Source organism: Sphingobium sp. RSMS, from assembly GCF_005406185.4.
Taxonomy (GTDB): Bacteria; Pseudomonadota; Alphaproteobacteria; order Sphingomonadales; family Sphingomonadaceae; genus Sphingobium; species Sphingobium fuliginis.
This window is the reverse complement of sequence record NZ_CM191258.1, coordinates 505,940-532,255: the sequence shown is the minus strand read 5'-3', so window position 1 is coordinate 532,255 and position 26,316 is coordinate 505,940. Positions and strand designations below refer to the sequence as shown.

The window sequence follows — 26,316 nt, the reverse complement described above, 5'->3', positions numbered from 1 at the left end:
CAATGTTTCAGGGGAGGTTGTCATGAAAATTTCGAGTTTCTGGATGTCGTCCTGTGCCTGCCTGCTTTCGGCGGCTCCGGCAATTGCATCGGCGCAGGCGGCGCCCGAACAGGAACTCCAGCATGCGCAGGCCGCCTTCGGCAGTGACGACATCGTCGTAACGGCACGGCGGCGCGAGGAACGGTTGCAGGATGTGCCGCTCTCCGTCAGTGCGGTGTCAGGCGCTACGCTGGAGCGCGCCAATATTTCGAATGTCGCGGGCCTCAGCCGCGTGGTCCCCAGCCTTGTGTCGGTTCCCGGACAGGGTGGCAGCCGTTCGCTGCCCAATTTCGCGATCCGTGGCCTCAGCCAACAGGAACTCACCCTGCTCGCGGACCAGTCCGTTTCCACCTATATGGGCGACATCGTGCTTGCGCGCACGCAGGGGGTCAATGGCGCGCTGTTCGACATAGGATCGGTGGAAGTGCTGCGCGGGCCGCAGGGCACGCTGTTCGGCCGCAACACGACCGGCGGCGCCATCATCATCCGTCCCAACCGGCCGACCGACAATTTCGAAGGCCGCGTCGGCGTCACCTACGGCAATCTGGACACCTTCATCGTGGAGGGCATGCTGAACGTGCCCCTGTCGCCCAATATACTGGTGCGCGTCGCCGGCCAGCGTCAGCGCGACGACGGCTTCGTCTATGACGAGATATTGGGCCGCAACGTCAACGACACCGCGCAGGAGGGCGTGCGCGCCTCCGTGCTGATGAAGAACGACAGCGGCGTCGAATCGCTGACCGTCTATAATTATTTCCACGAAGACGATGGCGGCACGGCAAGCTTTCTCGCCAAGGTCCGTTCCACCGGATCGCTGAACGGCGCCGCCGTCCGCGCGGCGCGTGGCTATCGCCCGCTGGAGCAGTTGCTGGCCGAACAGCAGGCGCGGGGCCCCTATCGCATCGCCAATGGATCGAACATCTTCACCAAGGTGGAGACGCACGACATCGCCAACACCACGACCATTCCGCTCAACGACATGCTGACGGTCAAGAACATCGTCGGCTATCGTCACGTCAAGGACAACATCTTCGACGATATGGATGGAAGCATGAATTCGTTGCATCCACAGCAGCGGATAGACTGGACCGCGCAGTTTTCGGAAGAGCTGCAACTGCTGGGCGAAACCGAAAACTTCAACTGGATCACCGGCCTTTATTATTTCTGGGAAAAGGGTCGCAACCAGGGTCTTTCCACGGTTGGCAGCGTCGATCCGGGCCTGGTCGAGCCGGAAGATATTTTCGGCTATCCCACCGCTGCGTTCAGCAATACCGATGTGGCGGGCCGCAACCGCAGCTTCGCCGCTTTCGCGCAGGGCACCTATCGTTTCAACGACAGCCTGAGCCTGACGGCCGGCGTTCGCTACAATCGAGACAAGCGCGAGGCGACGATCCGCAATCGCACGGCCACCGCATGCCGTTTCACCCGCGACCTCGACAATAATCCCGCGACGCCGGAAACCGCCGTGCCGCTTTCGCAGTGCGAGTTGAACGTGGGCGACAGCTTTTCCGAAGTCACCTACAATCTCAGCCTGGAATATAAGATCGCGCAGGACAAGCTGATCTACCTTGCGCACCGGCATGGCTACCGCACCGGCGGCTTCGGCGCCCGCGCCTCGACCGAGGCCGGGCTGCGCCGGACCTTCAGGCCGGAAACGGTGGACGATGTCGAATTGGGGGTGAAGGCCGACTGGCGCATGGGCGGCATGTTCCTGCGCACCAATCTGGCCGCCTATTACGCCAAATATAACGACATCCAGCGGTTGCTGACCGATCCGCTGGCCTTGCCCCCCACCACTGTCACGACCAATGCGGGCAAGGCGCGCATCTGGGGCATCGAAGCGGACATATTGTTCCGTCCGGTGCCCATGTTGGAACTGTCGGCCAACTATGCCTATACCAACGCGAAGTTCACGAAGTTCATCTATCCGGACGGCAGCGACCACAGCAACGATCCCTTCGCCCGCGCGCCGCGCAATGTCTACACGCTGGGCGCGCGGCTGCTCGCACCGCTGGACAGTTCTCAGGGCGATGCGTCCATCGGAATCAGCTATTATCATACCGACGATTATGTCGGGAACGATACGGTTGTGCCGGGCTATACGGATGCAGAGGGCTATAATCTGGTGAATCTGGACGCGAGCTGGAACCGGGTCATGGGATCGGGCTTCGACCTCGCCCTCTATGTCAACAACCTGACCAAGAAGAAATACGACTTCCTGCTCATCAACCTCGACAGCCTGGGCTACACCAGCCACACGCCCGGCCTACCGCGGACTTATGGCGTGACCCTGCGCTATCATTTCTGAAAAAGGGGGCGGCTGCCCCGCATCCGTCCTGTTTCGCGGGACGGATGCGGGTCGGCCTGGCCCGACGTTTATGGGAAGACCGGACATGGCCGACATGATTACTTCCACCTCGCCTGATACGCCGCCGATGCGCGAGCTCAGGACCGCCAATCATCTGCTGGGCGATCGCGCGGCGCTGGATGCGGCATGGGATCGGGACGGCTACTGGTTCTTCCGCGACGTGCTGGACAGGGATGCTGTCGGCCGGTTGCGCGCCGTCTACCTGGATGTCTTGCGCGACCTGGGAGTCGTCGACCCTGCGCGCGACGACGCGGCTGTGTATAATGGCGCACCGCTCGACGATTTTCCGATCCGCAACGACGGCACGCCGGCCACCGATCCGCTGCTGGCCCGCTATCCGCGGGATCAATTCGTCGCGGAGCCCGCGATCCGCGCCTTTTTCGAGGAGCTGTTCGGGGAAGAGGTCTTCTGGGTGCCCAATACCGAATATCACGCGCTGCCGCCGGGCACGGGTCGGCCGGACTCGCGGTTCAACTTCGTCCATTGCGATGGTCCCAACAACAAGGGGCTGCCACTGAAAATCTGCTGGATGCCGCTCGCTCCAATCGATGAGGAGACGGGCGGCCTGGCTGTTGCCGAAGGGCTGCACCGTCCCCGGATGAATGATTTTCCCCGGCCGCCCCAAGGCATCGGCGACGATGTGATCCCGGCCGATGCCTGGTGCCGCGCCCTCTACCAACCCGGCGACCTGCTGGTGTTCAGCCTGGAAACGCCCCATAGCGGACTTGCCAACCGGTCCGACCGCCATTTCCGCCTGTCGATGGATATTCGCGGCATGCCGAAATCGGGCAATATCCCGACCGTCGGCACGGTCGCCGCGCTCGACGCCTGCGCCATCGCCGTGGAAACGAAGGAGGGGGAACAGCGCACCTTCCGCATCGATGAGGACAGTTTCTGCCGGATAACCCGAGGACGGCTGACGGGCATGCCGCTGGCGCTGGAGGAAATCCCGCAGCTGGTGAAGATCGGTGATCCCGTTTATGTCGCATCCGACCACGGCACCGCCATGTTCATCCGTCCGCAGCACTGAAACATCCGGCGGAACAGCCGGCACGTCCCGGCGCCATAAGGCCGGTCGTACGGACTTGTGATGCATTGTCGGCGCCCGCGTGAAAGCCGTTGCCCGAACGGGATCGATCCTCTCTACCTGACTGTCGAACAGGGCAGCAGGCATGGGAGAGGTTCATGGAGGTCATGGCAAGCGGCCTTCTGATTCCGGAAGGGCCGGTGGCGCTTTCCGATGGATCGGCGCTGGTGGTGGAATTGGGCGATGGGCGCCTCAGCGGCGAAGTCGCCGCCACGGCGTCGGGCCACATCATGGCGGACAGCTTCGCGGTGGAGGCGGGCGAACATGTCTGCATCGGCTCCATTGGGCGAGGCGGTATCACCATCGTCGATCCCGCCATTGGCCTGCGCGGCGACATGCCGATCGATGATAGCATGGTGACGAACATCGCCTTCGGCGCAGAGAATGGCCGGGATGTCTGGATCACGGCAGCCGGAACGGGTCGGCTGCTGCGCGGCCGTTCGCCCCGGCCGGGTCTGCCGCTCGCTTTCGCGGCATGAGGGGCGAGCACCGATCATGACCCATCCGGCAAGACTTCGACCCCGATCTGACCCAGCAGCCGTGACGGCCGGCGATGATGCGATAGTCGGGCGTGTCATGCCCCCGCAACTGGATGTGCTGGACGCTCGCTCCCGCATTCTCGACGCCGCGGCGCATCTGTTTCGGCGGGAGGGTTTTTCCGGCACGTCGATGGACGCCATTGCCGCGCTGGCGCGCATGTCGAAAAGGACGCTCTATGCCGGCTTTCCGGACAAGCGCGCGGTTCTCGAAGCGGTTCTGGCGCAGTTCATCGCCCGCCGTTTCGCCATGATCGAGCGGATCGGCCGCGAAGCCGCGAGCGACGAGGCTATATTGACCCGCATGGTCGGCGCCCTCAACGCGATGGCCACGGACGAGGATGCGCTCGCCATGTACCGTTTGCTGGTGGCAGAAGCGGCGAATCTGCCTGTGCTGGCACTGGCGGCGAACCGGAACGGGCTGACGCAGGCGCAGGCCATGCTGCGCCAGCCTCTCCTCAATTGCGGCGTACGTGATCCGGATAGGGCCGCCTGCTTCCTCTACGACCTCGCCGTGCTGGCCCCGATGCATCGCCTGTTGGTGGGTACGGACAATCTGCACATGGACGTCGCCGCCATAGTCGGACTGGTTCTTCAGGGCGTGAAGGGAATGTGAAGCAGGGTCTTGCTCCGATCGCGGATGGCCGGGAACGGCTGTGCCGGCACCGGGCGCGTCGGCGGCTGACCCTCAGCCCTGGGCGGGATTTCTTAGGCTATGTTGCGATCTGCCGGACCATCCCATGCGAACCTTATTTTCCGCCGGGGTCAAGCGCTCCATGGACGCCGAATTCCCCGCCGGCGCTGCGATGACGGGGAAGGGCATGTCTTGCTGCAAACGCTCGTCGGTCATCTGGTCGCCTGCCTGTTATCGAAGCTGCATATGGAGGAGGCTGCATGAAAGAACCCTGGTTGCCGTTGGTCCCTGAAGACGTCACCGCCTCCTGGCTGGGCGACGCGCTGGCACCGCGCTATCCCGGAACGCGGGTCGAAAGGCTCGACGTCCACGAAATCCTTTGGGGCACGGGCACCAAGATGATGGTGACGGCGACCTATAATGATGCCGGGCGGGGCCATGGCCTGCCGCGGGCCTTGTGCATCAAGGCGGGTCTTGCCGAGCATCGGGAGCTGGTGAAATTCTGCTACCAGACGGAGGCGCGCTTTTTCGCGGAGCTGGCGCCGCGCCTGCTGCTGGGGCTGCCGCAAATCCTCTACGCCGCGGCGAATGCCGATCAGGGGATGGTGGTCATGGAGGATCTGCGACCGACCGGCGCCCATATCTGCCGCGTGCAGCAGCCGCTGACCCGCGATCAGGCCGCCGCTTTCCTGGACGACATGGCCGCGTTGCACGCGCGCTGGTGGAACAGTCCCGCGCTGGAGGACGATGGCGATCTTGGCTGGCTGATGCGCCATGATCCATTGCCGGACGAAGCCTGGGGCGATTTCGGGCGCGGTCAGCTCCAGCCCGAAACATGGGCGCATTATATGGGGCTGCCCCGGTCGCTCGGCATTCCGGCGGCTTGCCGCGACCGGGACGGGGTTCATGCGGCGCTGCAGGAATTGCGCCTTTTCGGGGAGCAGGGTCCGCGTTGCGTCATCCATGGCGACGCGCATCTGGGCAATATGTATCTCACCCGGGAGGGGCGGCCGGGCTTCCTCGACTGGCAGACCACGCGTCGCGGCCATTGGGCGCAGGACGTGACCTATTTCTACATCTCCGCGCTCGATCCGCTGGACCGGCGGGCTTGGGAGAGGGATCTGGTCGCGGGCTATCTTGCCGCGCTGGCCCGCCATGGCGTGGCCCATCCGCCGTCCGAGGAAGAGGCATGGCGCGCCATCCGCGCCCATATGGTCTATGGCCTGTTCTACTGGATGGTGAATCCGGTCGAATGGCAGGCGGAGGAGAATAACGCCGCCACCGCGCCGCGTTTCGGCTGGGCGGCGGTCGATCATGCCGCCCCGCCACTTGGTCCGCTTTAAACCGGATCAGGCGTCCGCACGAACCGGTTCTGGATCGAGCCGAACAGATAGTCGCGGTTCGCCTGCTCGTCGAACGCATCCAGCGTCCAGCCGCCGGGATGGATGCTGGTGCGGATCGCTTCAGGTTCGGGGATCAGGGCCACTTCGTCGCCCTGGATGTAGAAGTCCCGCCCGCTGACATGGGCGGCGGCATCGGTGCACAGCCATACGACCAGCGCCGCGACATGGGCGGGCAGGGCGGTCATGCGCGGCTGCGCCATCGGCTTGTTCCACAGCAGCGGAATGCCAAGCCGCGCCGATTCAGCGATGGTCTCGTCGATTTCCGGCGTATGCGTGCCCGTCAGATGCGACACCGGGCGGATCAGATTGGCGCGAATGCCGAATTCCCCCAGGTCGCGCGCAATGGTGCGGGTGAAGCCCAGAAGGCCTTCCTTGGCGGCGGAATAATTGGCCATGCCCCAATGGCCGAAGCCCGATGGCGACCCCGTATTGACGATTACGCCGGACCGCTGCGCGATCATATGCGCCGCCGCGGCGCGGCAGGTGAAGAAGCTCGACGTCAGACTGACGTCCATGCAGAGATTCCAGTCCTGGTCCGTCATCCGGTCTATCCGCGCCGGGCGGACGATCCCCGCATTGTTGACCAGAATGTCGATCCGGCCGAAGGCATCAATGGCTGCCTGCACCGCCGCCTCGCCGCCCTCGCGGGTCGCCACGCTGGAACATTGGCCAATCGCCTCGCCACCCGCGTCGCGTATCTCCTGCGCGACGGTTTCAGCCAGCGATGCGTCGCCGCTCTCCGTGCCATAAGGGCCGCCGCCCAGATCGTTGACGACGACCTTCGCGCCCTGCTCCGCCAGCAGCATCGCTTCGGCCCGGCCGATATTGCGGCCCGCGCCGGTCACGACGGCCACCTTGCCCTTCAGTCTCTGCATATCCTGCTCCCATCAGTTGTGCCGGGAGAGTAGCCGCTGGCACCTTAAGACCCTAATCACCGACGTGATGATTGCGCCTGACATGCTTCCCGACGATGCCCGGCTTCGCCACAAGATCAGCGCCAACGGAGCGCGTCGATGATCCTGGCCGAATGAAGGAGATGCAGGGGTGAAGGCGATCGTGATCAACCGCCATGGCGGCCCGGAGGTGTTGGAACCTGCCGATCTGCCGCCACCGCAGCCCAAGCAGGGGGAAACGCTGGTGCGCATCCTGGCCGCGGCCGTCAATCCGGCGGACGGCAAATGGCGGGCGGGCCTGTTCGAAAGCTTCGCGCCTGTCGGTTTCCCTCATGTCCTGGGCTATGACGTGGCGGGCGAAGTCATCGGCGGGGAGGGCTTTGCGCCCGGCGCCCGCGTCTTCGGCATGCTCGATCCGTTTCGCAAGGGCGGCTATGCCGAGCAGGTCGCCGTGGCCGCCGATCATCTGGCGCCGGTGCCCGATGGCCTCGATCTGCCGACCGCCGCCGCGATACCTACCGCTGGCCTGACCGGATTGCAGATGGTCGAACGCGGGTTGGACCTTCAGGCGGGCCAGAGGCTGATGCTGACGGGCGCGCTGGGCGCCGTCGGCCGTTTCGCCCTGTTTGCGGCGAAGGAGCGGGGCGTCCATGTGACCGCCGCCGTCCGCGCCGCTCATGTCGAGGCTGTGCGCGCTCTGGGTGCTGACGATGTGATCGCCCTGGGCAAGGAGGATTGGAGCGGCGCGTCCTTCGATCATGTCATCGACACTGTGGGCGGCGAAGCAGTCGGCGCGCTTTGCCGGCATCTGAAGCCCGGCGGCCGGGTGCTGACCGCCGCCACCACGCCGATCCCGAGCGACGAATTGCCGTCTGCGCCAGAATTTTTCGCGGTCGTCCCGAGCGGTCCCGACGCCGTCCGTCTGGGCGCCGCCGTCGCGCAGGGCAGGATCGCCGTGCCCATCGCCCGCATCCTGCCGCTCGATCAGGCGGCGGAAGCGCAGCGGCTGGTCGATGCGGGCGGATTGAACGGCAAGGTCATCCTGACGAACTGAAAATCCTTGCGATAGCGCAGTCTTCAGTGCCGCATCGTCAACCGGCCAGCGCAGCCAGCGCCGATGCCTTTTGCGCCAGCGCCCCGCGCATATCCTCTCCCACCGGCAGGCGCAGGGGCAGCGTTTCGCCGTCCAGCGCCGCCAATATCGCCTCCGCCACCGCTTCCGGCGGGCTGGCGGCGGTGGCGTAATAGCCGTCCAGCACCGTCTTGCCCTGCCCCGACAGAAAGCCGTAATCGGCAATGCGGAGCTGCGCCTCGCGCGTGCCATGGCTGATGAAGCGGGTGGCGATCGCGCCCGGCTCGACCAACATGGTGCGGATGCCCAGGGCTGCAACCTCCAGCGCCAGCGTTTCGGTCAAGCCTTCCAGCGCGAATTTGCTCGCGCAGTAAGCGCCGAGGCCGGGCGTGCCGTTCAGACCGCAGCCCGACGACAATTGAACGATCGTGCCCGATCCGCGCGAGCGGAAATGCGGCAGCAGCGCCTGGGTCAATGCCCAGGGACTGAAGAAATTGACCTCGAACAGCCCGCGCGCATCATCCAGATCGACCTCCTCGACCGCGCCGAACAGGCTCTGCCCGGCATTGTTGACCAATATGTCCACATGCCCGGCCGCCAGCGCTTCGCATGCAAGCCTCAAAACCTGCCTGGGATCGCTCATGTCCGCGACGATTCCCCTGGTGCGGCCTGCGCCCTCCGCTTCGAATGCGCTGATCGCTTGCGCGTCGCGGGCGGCGCCAGTGACATGGTCGCCCCGCGCCAGAGCGGCTTTCGCCAACGCCGCGCCGATGCCGCTCGAAATGCCTGTGATCAGCCAGCGCCTCATATCCCGTCTCCTCGCCCACTCGCCCACTCGCCCCCAGACGTCTCAGAAAAGCGCGAGGTCGACAATCGGAGGGGGGAGAAGCGCGTAAACAATGCATGCTTGATGCATGTCCCTATCGACATGGATGCCGTCTGCCGCTCAGCGCTCTATCCCTCGCAGGAACAATGCGACCACGCGGGTCGCCCATTGCTGCCGAAACGCCTCGTCCGTGAAGTCGTCGGTCAGGAGGAAACGCAGCCCCCCATTGGCCAGATTGATGAAGTGCTGGGCCAGTTGGGCGGGATCGTCGATCTCGTACCCCGCCTCCCGCAAATGGGTGAGATAGGCGGTTATCGGCGCCACCGTATCAGCGATATGGCCGTGCAGCCGCTTGGCTATGTCGGGGAAGCGTTCCTTCGCGGCGATGGCGAGACGGAGCAGGGCGATCCGCTCCGCCTCCGCCACTTCGCCGGTGATGCGAAGGGCGAAGTCCGTCAGCACCCCGGCGGGTTCCCGCCCCTCGGTCGCGATGCTTCGCACATCGCTGCGCATGGACGCGACGCTGTGGAGGGCGACGGCCTCGAACAGCGCGGCCTTGTTGTTGAAGCGGGCATAGATTGTCGCCTTGCTGACCCTGGCGACGGCGGCGATATGGTCCATGCTCGCGCCGGCATAGCCGTGCATCAGAAAGGCGCGCGCCGCTGCCTCGATCAGTTCGGCCTCGCGCACCGGCGCATCCGCATTGGTCGGCCTCCCCCGGCGCGGTCTTGTGATGTCTTCGCCGGGCACGCTTGCTCCATCGAAATAAAACTATACCGTTTATTTTATTAAATGCGAGTCGGTCGCGCAAGAGCGATCAGGGAGAGGGGAAGATGAAGCGGGTCATCCTTTTGCGCGGACCGCGGTCCGTCATGGCCGCATCCGTGCCTGAATGGGCCGCGGCGCAGGCCTGGGCCAAGGCGGCCGAGCGGATCGTCGTGCATAAGGGGCTGAATGCTCCGGCTGAGCCCGGCGCTGTTCCGACGCCGCCAGTTTACGATGCGGTGATCGAACTTTGGTCCGACGCCGCGCTCGATGCCCACAGCATCCGCTCCGATTGGAAAGAGGTGGAGGTGCGCTCCTCCGCCCAGATCGTCGGCAAGGCAGCGGCTGCGCGCTTGCCGATCGGCATCACGCCGGGCCTTTCCCAGCTTTCCTTCATCCGCGCCATCGAAGCTTTGCCGCGACAGGATGTGGAACGGCACTGGGACGAACATATCCCGCTCGCCTGCGAAATCCATGTCGGCATGAACCGCTATGTGCAGGATCGTTTTTCGCCGGCGGTTCCCTGGTTCGGCATGGCCCATCTTCATTTTCCAAGCGAAGCGGCGCTGCGCGACGGGTTGTTCAGAAGCCCGGAGGACATCGCCGTGATTACGGCGGACGTGGCCGAGTTCGTCAGCGATTACGCGACCATGATCGCCATCGAGCATATCGTGAAAGCATAGGAGAGGCAGGCATGGACCTTGGACTGGCAGGCAGGCGCGCGCTGGTGACGGGCAGCAGTTCCGGCATCGGCGCGGGCATAGCCCGACTATTGGCGGCGGAAGGCTGCGCCGTGATTGTGCATGGCCGCGATGCGGAAAAGGCGCGTGCCGTGGCGGATTCGATTGGCCCCGGCGCCTGCGTGGCGATTGGCGATCTTTCCACCGATGCTGGGGCGGACGCGGTGGCGAAGGCAGCCGGGGAGGTCGACATATTGGTGAACAATGCCGGCGGCGCCGTGGGCACCTCTGCCATGCATTGGACGGAGGTGGACGAAGAGGGTTGGGAGGGTACCTATCAGCTCAACGCCATTGCCGCCGCGCGGTTGATCCGGCGGCTTCTGCCCGCGATGCAGGCGAAAGGATGGGGCCGCATCATCAACATCGCCAGTGCCGCGGCCACGCAGCCCATTGCCTTCGGCCCGGATTATGGCGCGGCCAAGGCGGCCATGCTGAACATGACCGTCAGCCTGGCGAAGGCACTGGGACCCTGCGGCGTCACCGCGAACAGTGTCAGCCCCGGCATGATCCTCACTCCGGCGGTCGAGGCCTGGCTCGGCAATCTCAAGCGGAACATGGGCTGGGGCGACATTTCCCTGGAGGAAGCAGAAGCCCGCGCCGCTCGCGAGTTGACGCCGATCCCCGTCGGCCGCATCGGCCGGGTCGAGGAGATCGCCCATGTCGTCTGCATGATCGCGAGCCCGCATGCCGGGTACATGACCGGCGCCAATGTCCGCGTGGACGGCGGTCAGGTCCAGAGCGTCAACTGAGTGCCCTGACGCCTGTTTTCATCGAATAGCCGATCTTTCTTGCCCATGCTGGCGCCGATCCGGCGAAGGGATAGGATCGCCCCGGCTGCCGCTTGCCGTGGATGACCGCCTGTTCGCGCGTGACGAACGCGTGGGCCGAAAGAGAATGGAAGAAGAGGATGGACATGACCGATTTGCGTTTCGACGGCCGCGTGGCGATCATCACCGGCGCAGGCAACGGTTTGGGCAAGGATTACGCGCTGGAGCTTGCCCGGCGCGGCGCGAAGGTCGTCGTGAACGATCTGGGAGGCAGCGGATCGGGGCAGGGGCAATCGCATAATGCGGCGGACCTGGTGGTCCAGGAAATTCGCGGCAAGGGCGGGGAAGCGGTCGCCAATTACGACAGCGTGTCGACGCGACAGGGAGGCGCGGCCATTGTCCAGACCGCGCTCGATGCCTTCGGCAAGGTCGACATCTGCATCAACAATGCAGGCTTCCTGCGCAATGGCCGGTTCGAAGATCTGACCGATGAGCAGATCGACGCGATCATCGACGTGCATCTGAAAGGGGCCGTCTATGTCGCCCAGCCCGCCTATCGCGCAATGCGTCGAAACGGCTACGGCCGGTTCCTTTTCACCGGTTCGGCATCCGCCATGTTCGGCCACGCCTGGCAGGCCAATTACGCGGCGGCAAAGGGCGGCCTCATGGGCCTCAGCCATATCGTCGCCATAGAGGGATCGGCCTATGGCATCACGTCGAACCTGCTGCTGCCCACCGCGCAATCCCGGCTGGCAGCGGAAATGGACGCTGGTTTCATGGAAATCCCCGCCTTTGCGGAGGCGGTGCAAGGCGCCGATTACGCCGCGAGCGATGGCCGCATCGAAGTGGCGTTCAATACGCCGCTGGCAGTATATCTGGTCAGCGAACAATGCACTTCCACCCACGGCATCTATTCGCAGAATAGCGGCCGTTACGCGAAGGTGCGCATCTGCGCCGCCGATGGCTGGGTTGCGCCGATGGGGCCTATGCCGCCCAGCGTGGAGGATATTGCCGCTCACTGGGGCAGCGTCACGGACGACGCCATCGTTCATGAACCTCTGACCGTCTATGATGAATTCACCGCCGTCGCCAAAGCGGCGCGCCGCCAAGGCCTGATCTGACCGGAACATGCCTCGCGGTCGCTGGCGGACCGGGCATCGAGCTAAAGCATCGGGCGGAAAAGCCTGTTCTGAGCCTGTCGAAGGGCGAGAACCGGTTTTCCGCCCGAAAGGATGCGGAAACGGAATTTGGAGCGCGCGACCTGCGTCCGATTCAGTGCAGCGCGCTCCAGACCTGGCGGTGCTACAGCCCGCCGATGAATTCGCGGTCGAACCGCTGGTGCAGGTCGCCCAGCAGCCGGGACAAGGTCTGCCGGTCGGTGGGGCTGAGTTGGCGGAAGAAGCGGACCAGCTTCGACTGCGCGGCAATGTCGACAATGGCTCGCTCGATGAGCACGCGTCCCGGCGGCGTCAGCGCCAGGTCGAAAACCCGTCGGTCCTCCGGGTTGCGCTGGCGCTTCAGCAAGCCCGCCTTTTCCAGGCGCGCGATCCTGGTCGAGATCACGGCATTGGATATATGGAGGGTGGAGGCGAGATCGGTCGCCCGGTGCGGCATGTCCTGATCGATCGCCAGCGTGCCGAGAAGGTCGAGATCAGCGAAACTATATCCCAGCTTGCCCGCGATGCCGTCCAGATCGGTCGTGACCAGATGCCCGACCGTGAACAAATGCCAGAGCGGCCCGAAATGCTCGCTCTCCATCTCGGGCATGCGCTGTGCATAGAAGGAACGGCCGGCGTTGAGTTGGTCCAGAGGCTTGCGAGGCATGTTCGCGCTGCCCTCCACCGGCATGGAAGCTATCGACGGCGGCTCAGGGCCAGCACAGGTCCAGACTGAGCACGCCGTTGACCATGCCCGTCGCCAGTACCGGCTTCGTTCCCGGCTTGATGCGGAAATCCGGAATGCGGCTCAGCCATTCCTGGAGGAAAATGCGAATTTCCCGCCGCGCCAGCACTGCGCCCGGACAGGCATGGGCTCCGTTTCCGAACGCCGCGTGCACCGGCTTTTCACGGCTGAAATCCACCACCAGCGGATCTGCGTTCACCCGGTCGTCCGTACCGACCCAGAGATTGGCGGGCAATATGCGGTCGCCCGCCTGGAAATATACGCCCTTATATTCGAGGTTCTCGGTAATCACGCGGGACGTATTGGCCAGACCGTGGCGACGAATCATCTCCTCAATCGCATGCTTGATGAAATCCTCATCATCCAGCCGCTCGACCAACTGACGGCGATGACCTGGATTCAGCGCCAGGAAACGGGCGATGAAACCGATCATGCCGGCCACGGTGTCGAGCCCGCCGAACAACACCAGCGTTGCGTAACTGACGGCCTCCATCTCGGAAATCCGACCTTCACCGACATTGACGTTGACCAGCTTGCTCAGCAAATCCTCTCCGGGATTGTCGCGACGGGCGCGAATTTCATCCATCAGATAACCGCCCATTTCCTGCTGCGCCTGCAACCGTATTTCGGCGGTGTGGCCGCGCACCGAACGTTCCGCGATCGGCAACAGGCGATGCTTGTCGGAGATCGGCAGATCGACCAGTTCCAGGAAGACGTGGATGGGGAGGATCTTGGCGAAATCCTCGATGAATTCGCATTCGCCCCGCGGCAGCACGCGCTCTATCGCCTCCACCGCGACATCGCGCACCTTGCTCTCCAGTTCGGAGACCACGGCAGGCATCAGCGACTGCATCAGCGGGCGCCGGTATCGCGCATGTTCGGGCGGGTCCATCTCCAGCGGGATCTGGCGCGGCGTGCCTTCCGGCATCGGGGGCAGGACGATGTGCTTGTGCGAGAAATGATGATAGTCGCGCTGCATCGCGATGATGTCGTCGCTGCGGGTTGCAACCCAGTGACCGCCATTATGGGGGGTCCAGAATATATCGGGATTGGCCTGCTGGATCGCGGCATAGGCCGCCTGCACATCCTCTGCCGACCCCGGAATATCGTAGATGTTGAAATCGCGCACCAGCGCGGCCGGTACATGGTCGGGACGCGGTGCCAGCTCGCCTTCAGCCACGCTTGTCATGTCAGCGCTCATTCTCTGTTTTCCCTCTCCGAAACTGTCTTGACCCAGGGGGCAGGCGAGGCAAGGGCCGCGTCTGCGGATGGGTCAGGATTTCACAGATGCGATGGATCGCGGCTCCTGCCGGCCGCCGCCCCTCAATCCTCCGGCGCAATCGCGACGCGCAGGCCGTCCAGCTCCGCCGTGAGAGGAATCTGGCAGGACAATCGCGAATATTCGTCGCGATGTTCGGAACTGTCCAGCAGGTCGCTTTCATCCTCGCTGACCGTCGGCAACAGCCCGAAGAAGGCCGGGTCGACCTTCACATGGCAGGTCGCGCAGGAACAGCATCCTCCGCAAAGCGCCAGCATCTCGTCGATCCCGGCATCGCGGATCGCTTCCATCAAGGACAGTCCAGTTTCGGCGGCAATTTCCCTTTCCGCGCCATCGCGGGTGGTGACGATCACATTTGGCATATTGGGTCCCCTGGATGAAGATCAGTCGCCGAAGCGGACATGGAGATGCCTGGGCACGCGCATCATCGAACCGCGTATCTCGGGCCGCGGCTTGTCGGGGTCGAAGCGCAGATTGGGCAGATGATCCAGCACCGCATGCAGCGCGCGGGTCATCTCCACCCGCGCCAGATGCTGGCCGACGCAGATATGCGGTCCGCGCGAGAAGGAGAAGTGCGCCTTGCGCTCGCGGAAGATGTCGAACTTGTCGGGATCGGGGAAGATCGCCGGGTCGCGATTGGCGGCGCCCGCCACCACGTCGAGCAGCGATCCGGCCGGAATTTCGACGCCGGCAAGCACCACATCCTGTTTCGCCATGCGAAGCTGCACGGCGACGGGGCCGTCCCAGCGCAGCGCCTCCTCGATCGCGACGGGAATGAGCTTTCGGTCCTCCCGGATGGCGTCGAGCTGGTCGGGATTTTCCAGCAGCGCGGTCAGCAGCACGCTGGTCCCGCGATAAGTGGTGTCGCCCGCCGCGTTCATCAATTGCCGCAGGAAGGAGATCAGCACCAGCGGCGGCAGATAATCGCCGTCCACTTCGGTATTGGCGAGCAGGCTGACCAGATCGTCGCCCGGATTGCGCCGCCGTTCGTCCACCAGCGCGGTGAAATATTCGCCCAGCTTGCGCGATGCCTCCTGCGCCTTGTCGATGTGCATATAGTCGGTCTGGCCAATGGCCAGCCGCTGGAAGGTGCGTACGTCCGATTCCGGGAGATCGAGCTGCTGATAGATCACCTCGAAAGGATAAAGCAGGGTGAATTGTTCGATGAGGTCGGCGCGGCCGGTGCCCATGAACCTGCCCATCAATTTATGAACCACCGGATCGACGATGGTTTCACCCCATGTTTTCACATATTGGGGCAGGAATATTTTCTGGAAGATCTTCCGCCAGCGGCCATGTTCGGGATTGTCCATGACGCTGATGCTGCCCTGGCCGAAGGTTTCCCCGATGTTGAACCTGTAGCCATGGTTGGAAAAGCGGTCGGTGTCGGTCAGGACCGTCAATATCTCGTCCGAACCGACGATCGTGAACATTTTGCGATCCGGGTAAGTGGCGGATTGCAGGCCCATTTTGGGGCGGTAATCGCCTTCCAGCACCGGGGTCTGCGCCCGCCATTTCGCGATCTTCGCATAGGGATCGAGCGTGTCCCCGAAATTGATGTCGTCCGCGCTGAACGGATCGTAGCTCGGATCGTCATATTCCTGAATTCTGACGGCGGGTTCCATGACCGGAATCTCTCCTATGAAGCATATGCTACATAAGTCCGGCCATTCGGGCTGTCAATCGATGGGCGGCCCCACCAGCGACTGGGCGATCAGTTGCTCCAGCACGTCCAACACGGCCTCACGGCCCGGCGGATCGGGGAAGAGCGCGTCGCGCAGGATCACGCTGGCGGCGATCATGCCGAAGCCCAGACGCACGCCGATGCCAAGGTCGAAGGGCGGATCGATCCCCGCCAGCGCATAGCGTTGACGGACCTGATCGACCGATTGCTGGAAAAAGGGCGCAAGGCCGCGCAGGCCCGGCGCCGTATCCTCGCCGCCGCTTGGCGGTCCGGCCAGCAGGGCGCGGAACATCGCCTCATTGCCTTCGAACAATTCATAGACCTGCCGGGTGAAGCGGCGCGTTTCCGCCTGCCTGGGGAATGGCGCGGTGGGATCGGGATGGAGTTCGACGAAGTCGGCCATCAGCGCGTCGAACGGCGCGATCACCACTTCATTGAACAGTCCCGCCTTGTCGCCATAATAGCGGAACAGCAGGGTTTCGCTGACGTCGGCCAGACGCGCGATCTCCCGCGTGGTGGTGCCGCCATAGCCGCGCTCCGCGAACAATTGCCGCGCTGCGTCGCAGATGCGCTGGACCACATCCTCGCGCGTGCGCCGCCGCCGCCGCATGCGCCCGCCATCTTCGGCGGAGGCGGTTTCGTCTGTCAGGATTTTAGCGATTGCGCCCCTCCAAGATAATGTCGGCCGCGTTCCATGCCGACGCCATGATCGGCCCGTTGGTATTGGCCGAAACCATCATAGGCATGATCGATCCATCCATGACGCGCAAGCCGTCGACACCCTTCACGCGCAGTTTTTCGTCGAGCACCGCATCGTCGAAATTGCCCATGCGGCAGGTGCCGCAGGCGTGATAGCCCGCCTGGCCGATCTGGCGGAAGGCCGAGAGGATTTCATCGTCGGTCCGGAGCGATCGGGTCGGCTCGCGCTCCCCCGCGATCATCGGCGCGATGGCGGGACGGGACATCCAGTCGCGCAGATAGCGGTGCATCGCGACCGTGACCGCGCAATCATAGGGATCGGTCAGATAGCCCGCGCGGATCTTCGCCGGGGCCATGGGATCGGCCGCCGTGATCCGCACGGATCCTTCGCTCCGCGAGCGCAACGGATAGCCGAACAGGGTGATGCTGTGCGCTGCATCCGCGACCATATTGCCCTTGGCGTCCGGCGCCGCGACGGCGGGGGAAAGCAGGATTTCGATGTCCGGCGTCTCCGATTCCGGCAGCACGGTCGCGAAGGCGCCGACATTGCCGTAGCCCGCCGCCATCGGCCCGGTGCGGGTCAGATAATAGCGCAGCACATTGCCGACCAGTTTCAGGCCGGCCAGTTCCTTGTTCTGGCTGTGCGGAACGGCAAGGTCATAGACCATGGAGAGCAGGCGGTGTTCCAGCATATGTTCGCCCACGCCCGGACTGTCCGCCACGACGGGAATGCCCAGGTCGCGCAACAGTTCGGCCGCCCCGATGCCGGAGCGCTGGAGGATTTGCGGCGACATCAGCGCGCCCGCGCTGACGATGATGTCGCGGCCGCTGGCGAAGTCCTGGGCGACGCCGTTCACATGGGCGCGGACGCCGGTTGCGCGCTGGCCGGTGAACAAGACCTTGTCGACGATCGCGCCGGTGACGATGCGCAGATTGGATCGGCCCCGCGCCCGCTTCAGAAATGTCTGGGCCGCGCTCTGTCGCTTGCCTTTCCAGATGGTGCGCGGGGTATAGCCGACGCCTGCCCGGCCCGACCGGTTGAGATCGTCGACGCGGGGGACGCCCATCTGCTCGCCCGCCGCGATGAAGGCTTCGGTCAGCGGGTCGCGCATCGGCTCCACCGAGATGCGCAGCGGCCCGTCGCCCCCGCGCAGCGCGTCGCCGCCCAGCTCATGCCCCTCCATGGCGCGGAACGCCGCGCCGATCCGGTTCCATCCCCAGCCTTTCGCGCCCAGCGCTTCCCAGCCGTCATAATCTTCGGGCTGGCCGCGGAAATACATCATGCCGTTGACGGAAGAGGAGCCGCCCAGCATCTTGCCGCGTATCCAGGTTTCGGCGGGAATGCCCTCATGCTCCTCGGTCTGGAAATACCAGACATGGCGGGGGTCGGTGTAGAGCTTTGCGGCGCCGCGCGGCATGTGGATGAAGGGGTTGCGGTCCTCCGGCCCCGCCTCCAGCAGCAGCACGCTGTTCGCCGGATTTTCCGACAGGCGGTCGGCCAGCACGCATCCGGCGGAGCCGCCGCCGACGATGATATAATCATAGGTCATCAGAGCGCCGCCCGGATGGCGTCGCCAATGATGGTGCGGCTGTCTTCCGCAATATTGACCGTATCGAACATGCGGTTGTGGCAGATGCCGACCGCCAGCTTCAGGTCGGGGTCGGCCCAGCCGATATTGCCGCCCATGCCCGGATGGCACAGCGCCCGCATGTTGCGAGGGGCAGATACGGGCGGATTTTCCGCGCCGCCCAGCCAGAAGCCCGACCAGGCGATCGGCACCACCATGCCGAAGAAGACGGGATCGGCGTCCTCGAAATGCGGGCGCGGCGCGGCGAAGCTGGCGACGCGTTCCTCCGACAGCAGGCGGACGCCGTTGAACTGCCCGCCATTGGCCAGCATCGCCCAGAAACGGGCGTTGCTCCGCGCGTTGAAGATGCCGCCGACCGCCGGAATGCAGGCGCGGCGCACATAGGGGCGTTCGAACGGATCGGGCATCAGGTCGACGATCAGGGGCTGCGCCTCCCGCATCATATTATTGTCCGGGGCGACATAGACGGCGGCGGCGTCCAGCCTGGCGATGCGGGGTTCGACGGCATCGGCTATGCCCATCCACAGATCGGCGGCGCCCAGCGGGTCCGCTATCTCCTCCTTGATGAACTGGCCGAAGGGGCGGCGTTTCGGATCGGTCCGGCGCACCACTTCGCCCACCATCCAGCCGAAGGTCATCGACTGGTAGGAGGAACGGCTGCCGGCGGGATAGACCCCCTCCATCTCCGCGATGCGGCGGCACATCCAGTCCCAGTTGGTCATCAGTTCGGGCGTCACGTCGGGCGGCATGCGCAGCACGCCAGACACATGGGAAAGGACGTGGCGGAGGGTGACGTCGCCCTTTCCGGCCTGGGCGAATTCGGGCCAGTAGGCGGCGACGGGCGCATCATATTCGACCAGGCCCCGTTCGGCCTGGATATGCAGGGCGGTGGCGGTCACCGCCTTCGACACGGAATAGACGTTGAACAGCGTGTCGCCGTCGACCGGCCTGCCCGTGGCGGCATCGGCAAGGCCCGCCCAGCAGTCGACAATCTGTTCCTCGCCCAGCCAGGCGCTGACCTGAATGCCGATTTCCTTGCCCTCCGCGACAAGCTGGTCCAGCACGTTCTGAACCGCGTCGTTGACCTTCGTCATCCTTCCAATCGCCTTTCCTGCTTGCCATGGCGTCGGCGCCAGTTATCAAGTATGCACTTGATAGCACGGAAAAGGACGAGGGGAAGAGCGATGGGCGAGGCGTTCGACAATATCATAATGACGCAGGATGACGGGATCGTCGAATTGCGCATCCACCATCGCGGCGGCCCGGCCAAATGGGCGCTCTGGGGTGGGTTGCACAGGGAACTGGGCATCGCCTTCGCGCAGGTCGCCGCCGATCCCGACGCGCGCGTGCTGCTGATCACCGGCACGGGCGACAGCTTCTGCGCGGAGTTCGACATGGACTGCGACATGCCGCAAATGAGCGCGGCGACGTGGGATGTGATCTTCCGCGAGGGCAGGGCGCTGCTCAACAATCTGCTGGCGATCGAGATACCGGTGCTGGCTGCCGTCAACGGACCCGCCTTCATCCACGCGGAGATCGCGCTGCTGGCCGATGTCGTGCTGGCGGCCGAAGAGGCCGTCTTTGCGGACAGGCCGCACGCGCTGGCCGGCGTGGTGCCGGGCGACGGCGTGCACAGCATCTGGCCGATGCTGCTGGGGCCGAACCGCGGCCGTTATTTCCTGATGACGGGGCAGGAGATCGGCGCGGCCGAAGCCCTGTCGCTGGGTCTGGTGGGGGAGGTGCTGTCGCCCGAAGCCCTGATGCCCCGCGCGTGGGAACTGGCCCGCACGATTGCCGCGCGACCCGCCATTGCCAACCGCTATACCCGCATGCTGCTTACGCGTGAGATCAAGGGGCGGCTGGCCGCGGAACTGGATCAGGGACTGGCCATGGAGGGCATGGCGATCCTTGCGGGGATGCAGGGACAGGCGCGATGATCGCCGCACCGTGTCCATCGCCATTCAGTCCACGAAAAGACATGATCAGTCCCAGGCGACAGGCAGTTCGCGTTGTCCCCAATAGATCCAGCTATCGATCCGCTCGGGACTTCCCGTCAGACGCAGATCGGGCAGGCGTTCGACCAGCTTCCGCAAGCCGACCTGCGCCTCCAGGCGGGCGACGGGCGCCCCCAGGCAGAAATGAACGCCATAGCCGAAGGACAAATGCCGCTTCACCTGGTTGAGCGGCCGATCCATGATGAAGCTGTCGGGATCGGGGAAGATGTCCGGATCGCGATTGGCCCCCATCATCGAGAACATGAGCTTGCTGCGTTCGGGCAGCTCCGCGCCATGCATCTGTACCGGGCACAGGCTGGTGCGGAAATGGGAATTGATCGGCGGGTCGAAGCGCAGGCTTTCCTCGAGCACATTTTCCACCAGATGCGGCTCGGCCTTCAACCGCTCCCACCGGTCGGGGGCTTCCAGCAGCCGCCAGACCACATTGGTGAGCAGGCTGGTGGTCGTTTCCTGCCCTCCGGTCAATAGCGCGGTGCAGATCTGGAACAATTCCATGTCGTTGAAGCGCCGACCCTCCACGCGGCTGACGAGACCGAGCGAGATATAGTCGAACGGCAGCACCGTTCCCCAATGTTCATGGGTCGGTTCATCGATGCCCGCGTCGCGCAACAATTGCCTGCGCGCTTCGATAAGGCCCATGAAATGTGGCTGGATTTCCGCGATAAGCGTCTGTTCGGCGTTCGGATTCCTGTCGTTGAACAGCAGCGACTGCAATTCATCCGCCCAGCGCTTGTAATCGGCATGGAGCGCCTGGTCAGCCCCCAGCATGAAACACATGGTCCGGGCAGGCAGCGGGAGGCAGAAGAGATCGTGGAAATTGCCCTGCTTGTCCGCCCGACTTTCCAGTCCGGAGACCAGATCTTCCGCAATCGCCTCCACCTCCGGCAGATAATAGCGCATGCGGGCCGGCGTCATCCCCCTGCGCAGGGCGGCGATATATTCGAGGTGGAAGGGGGGATCGGTCAATATCCCGAAATCGCTGAACGCTTCCCAATCCATGGGTGCATCGCCCCATTTGAACGACCATGTGGGATTGTCGGACAGGATCTTGTCGCGAATTTCCTTGTAATCGCTGGTGATGTAGAACTGATATTCCTCTCCCTTATAGTGATAAAAGGGACATTGGGCGGCAAGCGCCGAATAGGCGGGGCCAGGATTGCGGATCGTTTCCGGGTCCAAAGGATCGAAGACATGATCGACCGCAGTCTTGAGCCGCCGTTCCTTGGGCTCCTGTGTCTTCGCCCTGGTGATTTCTGTCATCCCATCCTCCGTCATGATGCCGGACGGAAGCATAAGGCGTGCTGTTCCGGGATTGAACGAAAAGTCCTTTAGGGGCCTAACTATCGGTGGAGTCTCCGGGCGGCCATTGGTGGGACAGCGTTTAGTCCTTGTGTCGAGGATAGCGGCCCATCATCAGGTAAACGCAGCCCGCCGCCATGAAGCTGGGCAGGACGAACAGGCTGGAAGCGGCCGCGATTTTATTTAACATAAGATATATTATCGTACTTTCGTGGTGTAAGCGCCATTTAGAAATGTCACCCTCTGCAAATTAGAGATGTCACTGGTGGCATGGTGCTCCCTGGATGCAGGGAGTGCGCGGATGACGGTGGTATCCATGAGCCATGGCGAGCTTACACGCTTCGATACGCTGCTACGGGTTGAACGTCGCGAGTTGCGAGCCGAGGATGCAGCGACGCTACTCGGCTTGTCCCGGCGGCAGGTTTATCGGTTGCTGATACGCATGCGTGCAGACGGTGCGCCAGGCCTGGTTTCGCGTCGTCGCGGGCGCCGTAGCAACCGTTGGCTTGGCGATGGCTTTCGCGACCATGCGATTGCGTTGGTCCGAGAGCATTATCATGATTTTGGGCCGACGCTGGCGGCTGAGTATCTGGCGGAGCGCCATGATGTGCACATTTCCCGCGAGACGCTGCGCAAGCTGATGATCGAGGCTGGTCTGTGGAAGGATCGTGCAGCGCGTCGTCCGCGCCCGTATCAGCCGCGTTACCGCCGGGATTGCCGCGGCGAACTGGTCCAGATCGACGGTTCGAAGCATTGGTGGTTCGAGGATCGCGGCCCGCAATGCACCCTGCTCGTCTATATCGACGATGCAACCAGTGAGTTGATGCATCTCCAGATGGTCGAGAGCGAGAGCACCTTTTCCTACATGGAAGCGACCCGGGCCTATATTGAGCGGCACGGCAAGCCGGTGGCTTTCTACTCCGATCAGCACAGCGTCTTCCGCAATTCCCGCGCCAGCGCGGCGCGCGGCGACGGCATGACGCATTTCGGCCGCGCGCTTGATGCGCTGAACATCGAGATCATCTGCGCCAACTCACCGCAGGCCAAGGGCCGGGTCGAACGGGCCAACGGCACGTTGCAAGATCGGCTGGTCAAGGCAATGCGCCTGGAGGGCATATCGTCGATCGAAGGCGCGAATGCCTTCCTGCCAGGCTATATGGTTCGGCATAATGCGCGGTTTGCCCGCCCCGCTTTTGACAGTCGGGATCTCCACCGCCCGCTCGCCCCGCATGACGATCTGCGCGCGATCATGGTGTGGCGGGAACAGCGCAGCGTTACCTCGGCGCTGACATTGCATTACAACAAGGCGATGTTCATCTTGGAACCGACCGAGATCGCCCGGAAACTGGTGCGCAAGCGGGTGATGGTGTGTGAATATCCCGATGGCCGGCTGGAGATCCAGCATGAGGGGCATATCCTCCCCTACCGGCATTTCGACAAGATGCGGCAGGTGAGGCAGCCGACGATCGTGGAGAACCGCCATCTCGATGCGGCGCTGCTGCTGGCGAAGGAGATCCAAGCGATCGCACCGCATCACCGGCAACGGAACAACAATGCTCCCGCCCGGCATGACCAGCCCACGCATCTGTTCCCCGAACCGGAGGTGCCGGTGAAGATCGATGGACGCAGGTTGGGCGGAGCCAAGCTCAAACGTCGTCCCCGTCTCAGCCAGGCGGAGTTACGGGCGCGCGGCACGCTGGAATTTGTGAAGGCCCGTTAAAGACTGTCCGACCGGCGTTGACCGGGCCCGCTGCCTGCGCAGCGGGTCCATGCCCTTCCCCACCACTGTCACGCCACCAGCAGGGTCTGCGCTGCGCTATCCCGAGGGCTCCACGCAGCCCCTGCTGCCCTCAAAGGGTGTCATTTCTAAATGGCAGAGATTGTGACTTCTCTAACCGGCAGGAACAGAGCCTGTAAGCGGGTGGATTCTATTTCGAAGTGCGAAATCCTAGGTTTTATAAGGGTTTGATCCCTTTTCCAGGAAGGCACGCAATGAACGGCTATCAGCATCTGGGTTTGGACGAGCGGCGCGACATTTATCGATTGGCAGCAACCGGACGGTCAGCACAGCAAATTGCTGACGCGCTGTGTCGGCATCCTTCGACGATTTATCGAGAGCTCAAGCGCAACCGCCATCTGGATGAGAATCCGCTGTTTCGCGGCTATTTTCCGACTGTCGCACAGACCATGGCGCGCGGGCGTCGAGTTCGTGGCGGGAAGATCGCTCGCCAACCGGAACTCGCCGCTTATATCGCTGATCGCTTGTCGGCCGCCTGGTCGCCAGAACAGATTGCGGGTTACCTGCGGCGTCATCGGGGCAACCGGGAGGCGGTGTGCCACGAGACCATTTACCAATATGTCTATGGACCTGATGGACGCCACCAGAAGCTGTGGCGCCATCTTCCCGTTGCCCGCCGTTCTCGACGGCAGCGCTACGCTCGTAAGCCACGCGGTCTCCATATTCCTGTGGCCAATACGATCGGCGCACGTCCGCAGGAAATTGCGGATCGCAGCAGCTTCGGACATTGGGAAGGCGATCTCCTGATCTTCCGGAGAGAATATGGCAAAGCCAACCTCACCTCGCTGGTCGAACGCTGCAGCCGCTTCACCTTCCTCGCGCGTAATCCGAGCCGACATTCTGCCGGTGTCATGGCCGGGATCGATCGGCATTTGCGCGGCATCCCCCCTTCCCTCCGGCGTAGCATCACCTTTGATCGCGGCACGGAATTTGCGGCTTTTGCGACACTGCGAAACAGGCTCGGCGTCACCAGTTATTTCTGCTTACCGTCCGCGCCCTGGCAGAAAGGCGGCGTGGAAAATTGCAATGGCCGAATACGGCGCTTCCTGCCCTCCAACACCGACATTGCGCTCCTGTCGGACAAAGAGATCCAGGCCGTCGCCGATCGCCTCAACAGCACACCCCGCAAGTGCCTGGGCTATCGCACCCCGCACGAGGTCCTGGGAGAACAGATCGCCCTCCTCAAGGCCGGATAAATTTTGCCATCCGGGGTGGGGCTCGCCCCACCCCGGATGAAATGCTACGCATCACCTCGGGTGTCGCGCTTCAAATGGAAACCGCCAGCGCCGGATAGAAATGTCACCCTCTGCAAAATAGAGATGTCACTGGTGGCATGGTGCTCCCTGGATGCAGGGAGTGCGCGGATGATGGTGGTGTCCATGAGCCATGGCGAGCTTACACGCTTCGATACGCTGCTACGGGTTGAACGTCGCGAGTTGCGAGCCGAGGATGCAGCGACGCTACTCGGCTTGTCCCGGCGGCAGGTTTATCGGTTGCTGATACGCATGCGTGCAGACGGTGCGCCAGGCCTGGTTTCGCGTCGTCGCGGGCGCCGTAGCAACCGTTGGCTTGGCGATGGCTTTCGCGACCATGCGATTGCGTTGGTCCGAGAGCATTATCATGATTTTGGGCCGACGCTGGCGGCTGAGTATCTGGCGGAGCGCCATGATGTGCACATTTCCCGCGAGACGCTGCGCAAGCTGATGATCGAGGCTGGTCTGTGGAAGGATCGTGCAGCGCGTCGTCCGCGCCCGTATCAGCCGCGTTACCGCCGGGATTGCCGCGGCGAACTGGTCCAGATCGACGGTTCGAAGCATTGGTGGTTCGAGGATCGCGGCCCGCAATGCACCCTGCTCGTCTATATCGACGATGCAACCAGTGAGTTGATGCATCTCCAGATGGTCGAGAGCGAGAGCACCTTTTCCTACATGGAAGCGACCCGGGCCTATATTGAGCGGCACGGCAAGCCGGTGGCTTTCTACTCCGATCAGCACAGCGTCTTCCGCAATTCCCGCGCCAGCGCGGCGCGCGGCGACGGCATGACGCATTTCGGCCGCGCGCTTGATGCGCTGAACATCGAGATCATCTGCGCCAACTCACCGCAGGCCAAGGGCCGGGTCGAACGGGCCAACGGCACGTTGCAAGATCGGCTGGTCAAGGCAATGCGCCTGGAGGGCATATCGTCGATCGAAGGCGCGAATGCCTTCCTGCCAGGCTATATGGTTCGGCATAATGCGCGGTTTGCCCGCCCCGCTTTTGACAGTCGGGATCTCCACCGCCCGCTCGCCCCGCATGACGATCTGCGCGCGATCATGGTGTGGCGGGAACAGCGCAGCGTTACCTCGGCGCTGACATTGCATTACAACAAGGCGATGTTCATCTTGGAACCGACCGAGATCGCCCGGAAACTGGTGCGCAAGCGGGTGATGGTGTGTGAATATCCCGATGGCCGGCTGGAGATCCAGCATGAGGGGCATATCCTCCCCTACCGGCATTTCGACAAGATGCGGCAGGTGAGGCAGCCGACGATCGTGGAGAACCGCCATCTCGATGCGGCGCTGCTGCTGGCGAAGGAGATCCAAGCGATCGCACCGCATCACCGGCAACGGAACAACAATGCTCCCGCCCGGCATGACCAGCCCACGCATCTGTTCCCCGAACCGGAGGTGCCGGTGAAGATCGATGGACGCAGGTTGGGCGGAGCCAAGCTCAAACGTCGTCCCCGTCTCAGCCAGGCGGAGTTACGGGCGCGCGGCACGCTGGAATTTGTGAAAGCGCGCTAAGGCCGCGCTGACCGAGCCCGCTGCGTGCGCAGCGGGTCCATGCCCTTCCCCATCTAAGTCGCGCTTCCAGCAGGGTCTGCGCTGCGCTATCTCGAGGGCTCCACGCAGCCCCTGCTGATCGAAAGAGTGTCATTTCTA

General features: G+C 63.6%; 25 protein-coding genes. 13 read left to right on the top strand and 12 right to left on the bottom strand.

Annotation, left to right across the window (positions count from 1 at the left end; genetic code table 11):
• The first annotated feature begins 22 nt into the window (after nt 1-22).
• The 5 genes from EGM87_RS20505 (at nt 23) to EGM87_RS20485 (ending at nt 6,007) form a co-directional block, all read left to right on the top strand.
• Nucleotides 23-2,347 carry a TonB-dependent receptor gene (locus tag EGM87_RS20505; RefSeq protein WP_137708919.1) on the top strand — a complete coding sequence of 775 codons (2,325 nt, stop codon included), beginning with the start codon at nt 23-25 and terminating at the stop codon, nt 2,345-2,347.
• Between the two features lie 85 nt (nt 2,348-2,432).
• On the top strand, nt 2,433-3,437 hold the full coding sequence (locus tag EGM87_RS20500; protein WP_025550594.1) for a phytanoyl-CoA dioxygenase family protein: 1,005 nt from the start codon (nt 2,433-2,435) through the stop codon (nt 3,435-3,437).
• 155 nt (nt 3,438-3,592) lie between these two features.
• Complete coding sequence (locus EGM87_RS20495; protein WP_137708920.1) at nt 3,593-3,973, top strand: SMP-30/gluconolactonase/LRE family protein; 381 nt, start codon at nt 3,593-3,595, stop codon at nt 3,971-3,973.
• Nucleotides 3,974-4,070: 97 nt separating this feature from the next.
• Nucleotides 4,071-4,646: a TetR/AcrR family transcriptional regulator gene (locus EGM87_RS20490; protein ID WP_171407215.1), complete on the top strand. Its 576-nt coding sequence runs from the start codon at nt 4,071-4,073 to the stop codon at nt 4,644-4,646.
• Nucleotides 4,647-4,924: 278 nt separating this feature from the next.
• Entirely contained in the window at nt 4,925-6,007 is a 1,083-nt protein-coding gene (locus EGM87_RS20485) for a phosphotransferase (RefSeq protein ID WP_137708922.1), read from the top strand.
• Here EGM87_RS20485 and EGM87_RS20480 read toward each other — a convergent pair.
• On the bottom strand, nt 6,004-6,942 hold the full coding sequence (locus EGM87_RS20480; protein ID WP_099186909.1) for an SDR family NAD(P)-dependent oxidoreductase: 939 nt from the start codon (nt 6,940-6,942) through the stop codon (nt 6,004-6,006). The two genes, EGM87_RS20485 and EGM87_RS20480, sit on opposite strands and share 4 nt — an antisense overlap.
• Nucleotides 6,943-7,111: 169 nt before the next feature.
• On the opposite strand from EGM87_RS20480, the gene EGM87_RS20475 reads away from it, so the two are divergent.
• Entirely contained in the window at nt 7,112-8,014 is a 903-nt protein-coding gene (locus EGM87_RS20475) for an NADP-dependent oxidoreductase (RefSeq protein ID WP_025550584.1), read from the top strand.
• 37 nt (nt 8,015-8,051) lie between these two features.
• On the opposite strand, the gene EGM87_RS20470 is transcribed toward EGM87_RS20475, so the two are convergent.
• Nucleotides 8,052-8,840, bottom strand: coding sequence for an SDR family oxidoreductase (locus EGM87_RS20470; protein WP_025550582.1), 789 nt, complete (start codon nt 8,838-8,840; stop codon nt 8,052-8,054).
• 138 nt (nt 8,841-8,978) lie between these two features.
• Complete coding sequence (locus EGM87_RS20465) at nt 8,979-9,608, bottom strand: TetR/AcrR family transcriptional regulator (protein WP_061934486.1); 630 nt, start codon at nt 9,606-9,608, stop codon at nt 8,979-8,981.
• Nucleotides 9,609-9,691: 83 nt separating this feature from the next.
• On the opposite strand from EGM87_RS20465, the gene EGM87_RS20460 reads away from it, so the two are divergent.
• Together EGM87_RS20460 and EGM87_RS20455 are read left to right on the top strand one after the other, a co-directional pair.
• Nucleotides 9,692-10,306 (top strand): EthD family reductase, encoded by a 615-nt coding sequence (locus tag EGM87_RS20460; RefSeq protein WP_137708923.1) that lies wholly within the window; start codon nt 9,692-9,694, stop codon nt 10,304-10,306.
• A gap of 11 nt (nt 10,307-10,317) precedes the next feature.
• The gene (locus EGM87_RS20455) at nt 10,318-11,112 is read left to right on the top strand and encodes an SDR family NAD(P)-dependent oxidoreductase (RefSeq protein ID WP_061934482.1); all 795 of its coding nucleotides are present in this window, start codon (nt 10,318-10,320) and stop codon (nt 11,110-11,112) included.
• Here EGM87_RS20455 and EGM87_RS20450 read toward each other — a convergent pair.
• Nucleotides 11,105-11,278 (bottom strand): hypothetical protein, encoded by a 174-nt coding sequence (locus EGM87_RS20450; RefSeq protein WP_171009949.1) that lies wholly within the window; start codon nt 11,276-11,278, stop codon nt 11,105-11,107. The two genes, EGM87_RS20455 and EGM87_RS20450, sit on opposite strands and share 8 nt — an antisense overlap.
• On the opposite strand from EGM87_RS20450, the gene EGM87_RS20445 reads away from it, so the two are divergent.
• Nucleotides 11,277-12,251 (top strand): SDR family NAD(P)-dependent oxidoreductase, encoded by a 975-nt coding sequence (locus EGM87_RS20445; RefSeq protein ID WP_137708924.1) that lies wholly within the window; start codon nt 11,277-11,279, stop codon nt 12,249-12,251. The genes EGM87_RS20450 and EGM87_RS20445 overlap by 2 nt on opposite strands.
• A 181-nt stretch (nt 12,252-12,432) precedes the next feature.
• Here the strand turns inward: EGM87_RS20445 and EGM87_RS20440 are convergent, their stop codons facing one another.
• The 7 genes from EGM87_RS20440 to EGM87_RS20410 form a co-directional block, all read right to left on the bottom strand.
• A complete protein-coding gene (locus EGM87_RS20440; protein WP_137708925.1) occupies nt 12,433-12,954 on the bottom strand; it encodes a MarR family winged helix-turn-helix transcriptional regulator in 522 nt (173 codons plus the stop codon).
• 43 nt (nt 12,955-12,997) lie between these two features.
• Entirely contained in the window at nt 12,998-14,221 is a 1,224-nt protein-coding gene (locus EGM87_RS20435; protein WP_226869691.1) for a cytochrome P450, read from the bottom strand.
• Nucleotides 14,222-14,355: 134 nt separating this feature from the next.
• A complete protein-coding gene (locus EGM87_RS20430) occupies nt 14,356-14,673 on the bottom strand; it encodes a 2Fe-2S iron-sulfur cluster-binding protein (protein ID WP_099186904.1) in 318 nt (105 codons plus the stop codon).
• A gap of 21 nt (nt 14,674-14,694) precedes the next feature.
• Nucleotides 14,695-15,936, bottom strand: coding sequence for a cytochrome P450 (locus EGM87_RS20425; RefSeq protein WP_137708926.1), 1,242 nt, complete (start codon nt 15,934-15,936; stop codon nt 14,695-14,697).
• A 54-nt stretch (nt 15,937-15,990) separates the two neighbouring features.
• Nucleotides 15,991-16,605 (bottom strand): TetR/AcrR family transcriptional regulator, encoded by a 615-nt coding sequence (locus EGM87_RS20420; RefSeq protein ID WP_102999952.1) that lies wholly within the window; start codon nt 16,603-16,605, stop codon nt 15,991-15,993.
• 43 nt (nt 16,606-16,648) lie between these two features.
• Nucleotides 16,649-18,244, bottom strand: coding sequence for a GMC family oxidoreductase (locus tag EGM87_RS20415; RefSeq protein ID WP_137708927.1), 1,596 nt, complete (start codon nt 18,242-18,244; stop codon nt 16,649-16,651).
• Nucleotides 18,244-19,377: a serine hydrolase domain-containing protein gene (locus tag EGM87_RS20410; protein ID WP_137708928.1), complete on the bottom strand. Its 1,134-nt coding sequence runs from the start codon at nt 19,375-19,377 to the stop codon at nt 18,244-18,246. Before EGM87_RS20410 ends, EGM87_RS20415 begins: the two co-directional genes overlap by 1 nt.
• A gap of 90 nt (nt 19,378-19,467) precedes the next feature.
• Here EGM87_RS20410 and EGM87_RS20405 point away from each other — a divergent pair, with 90 nt between their 5' ends.
• Nucleotides 19,468-20,220 carry an enoyl-CoA hydratase/isomerase family protein gene (locus tag EGM87_RS20405; RefSeq protein ID WP_137708929.1) on the top strand — a complete coding sequence of 251 codons (753 nt, stop codon included), beginning with the start codon at nt 19,468-19,470 and terminating at the stop codon, nt 20,218-20,220.
• 45 nt (nt 20,221-20,265) lie between these two features.
• Here the strand turns inward: EGM87_RS20405 and EGM87_RS20400 are convergent, their stop codons facing one another.
• Nucleotides 20,266-21,558 (bottom strand): cytochrome P450, encoded by a 1,293-nt coding sequence (locus tag EGM87_RS20400; protein ID WP_137708930.1) that lies wholly within the window; start codon nt 21,556-21,558, stop codon nt 20,266-20,268.
• A 340-nt stretch (nt 21,559-21,898) separates the two neighbouring features.
• Here EGM87_RS20400 and EGM87_RS20395 point away from each other — a divergent pair, with 340 nt between their 5' ends.
• The 3 genes from EGM87_RS20395 to EGM87_RS20385 all read left to right on the top strand — a co-directional run bounded on the left by EGM87_RS20395 (nt 21,899) and on the right by EGM87_RS20385 (nt 26,178).
• Entirely contained in the window at nt 21,899-23,317 is a 1,419-nt protein-coding gene (locus EGM87_RS20395) for an ISNCY family transposase (protein WP_061934467.1), read from the top strand.
• A gap of 272 nt (nt 23,318-23,589) precedes the next feature.
• The gene (locus tag EGM87_RS20390) at nt 23,590-24,591 is read left to right on the top strand and encodes an IS30 family transposase (RefSeq protein WP_061934287.1); all 1,002 of its coding nucleotides are present in this window, start codon (nt 23,590-23,592) and stop codon (nt 24,589-24,591) included.
• Nucleotides 24,592-24,759: 168 nt separating this feature from the next.
• Nucleotides 24,760-26,178, top strand: coding sequence for an ISNCY family transposase (locus EGM87_RS20385; protein ID WP_103001502.1), 1,419 nt, complete (start codon nt 24,760-24,762; stop codon nt 26,176-26,178).
• Nucleotides 26,179-26,316 lie beyond the last annotated feature (138 nt).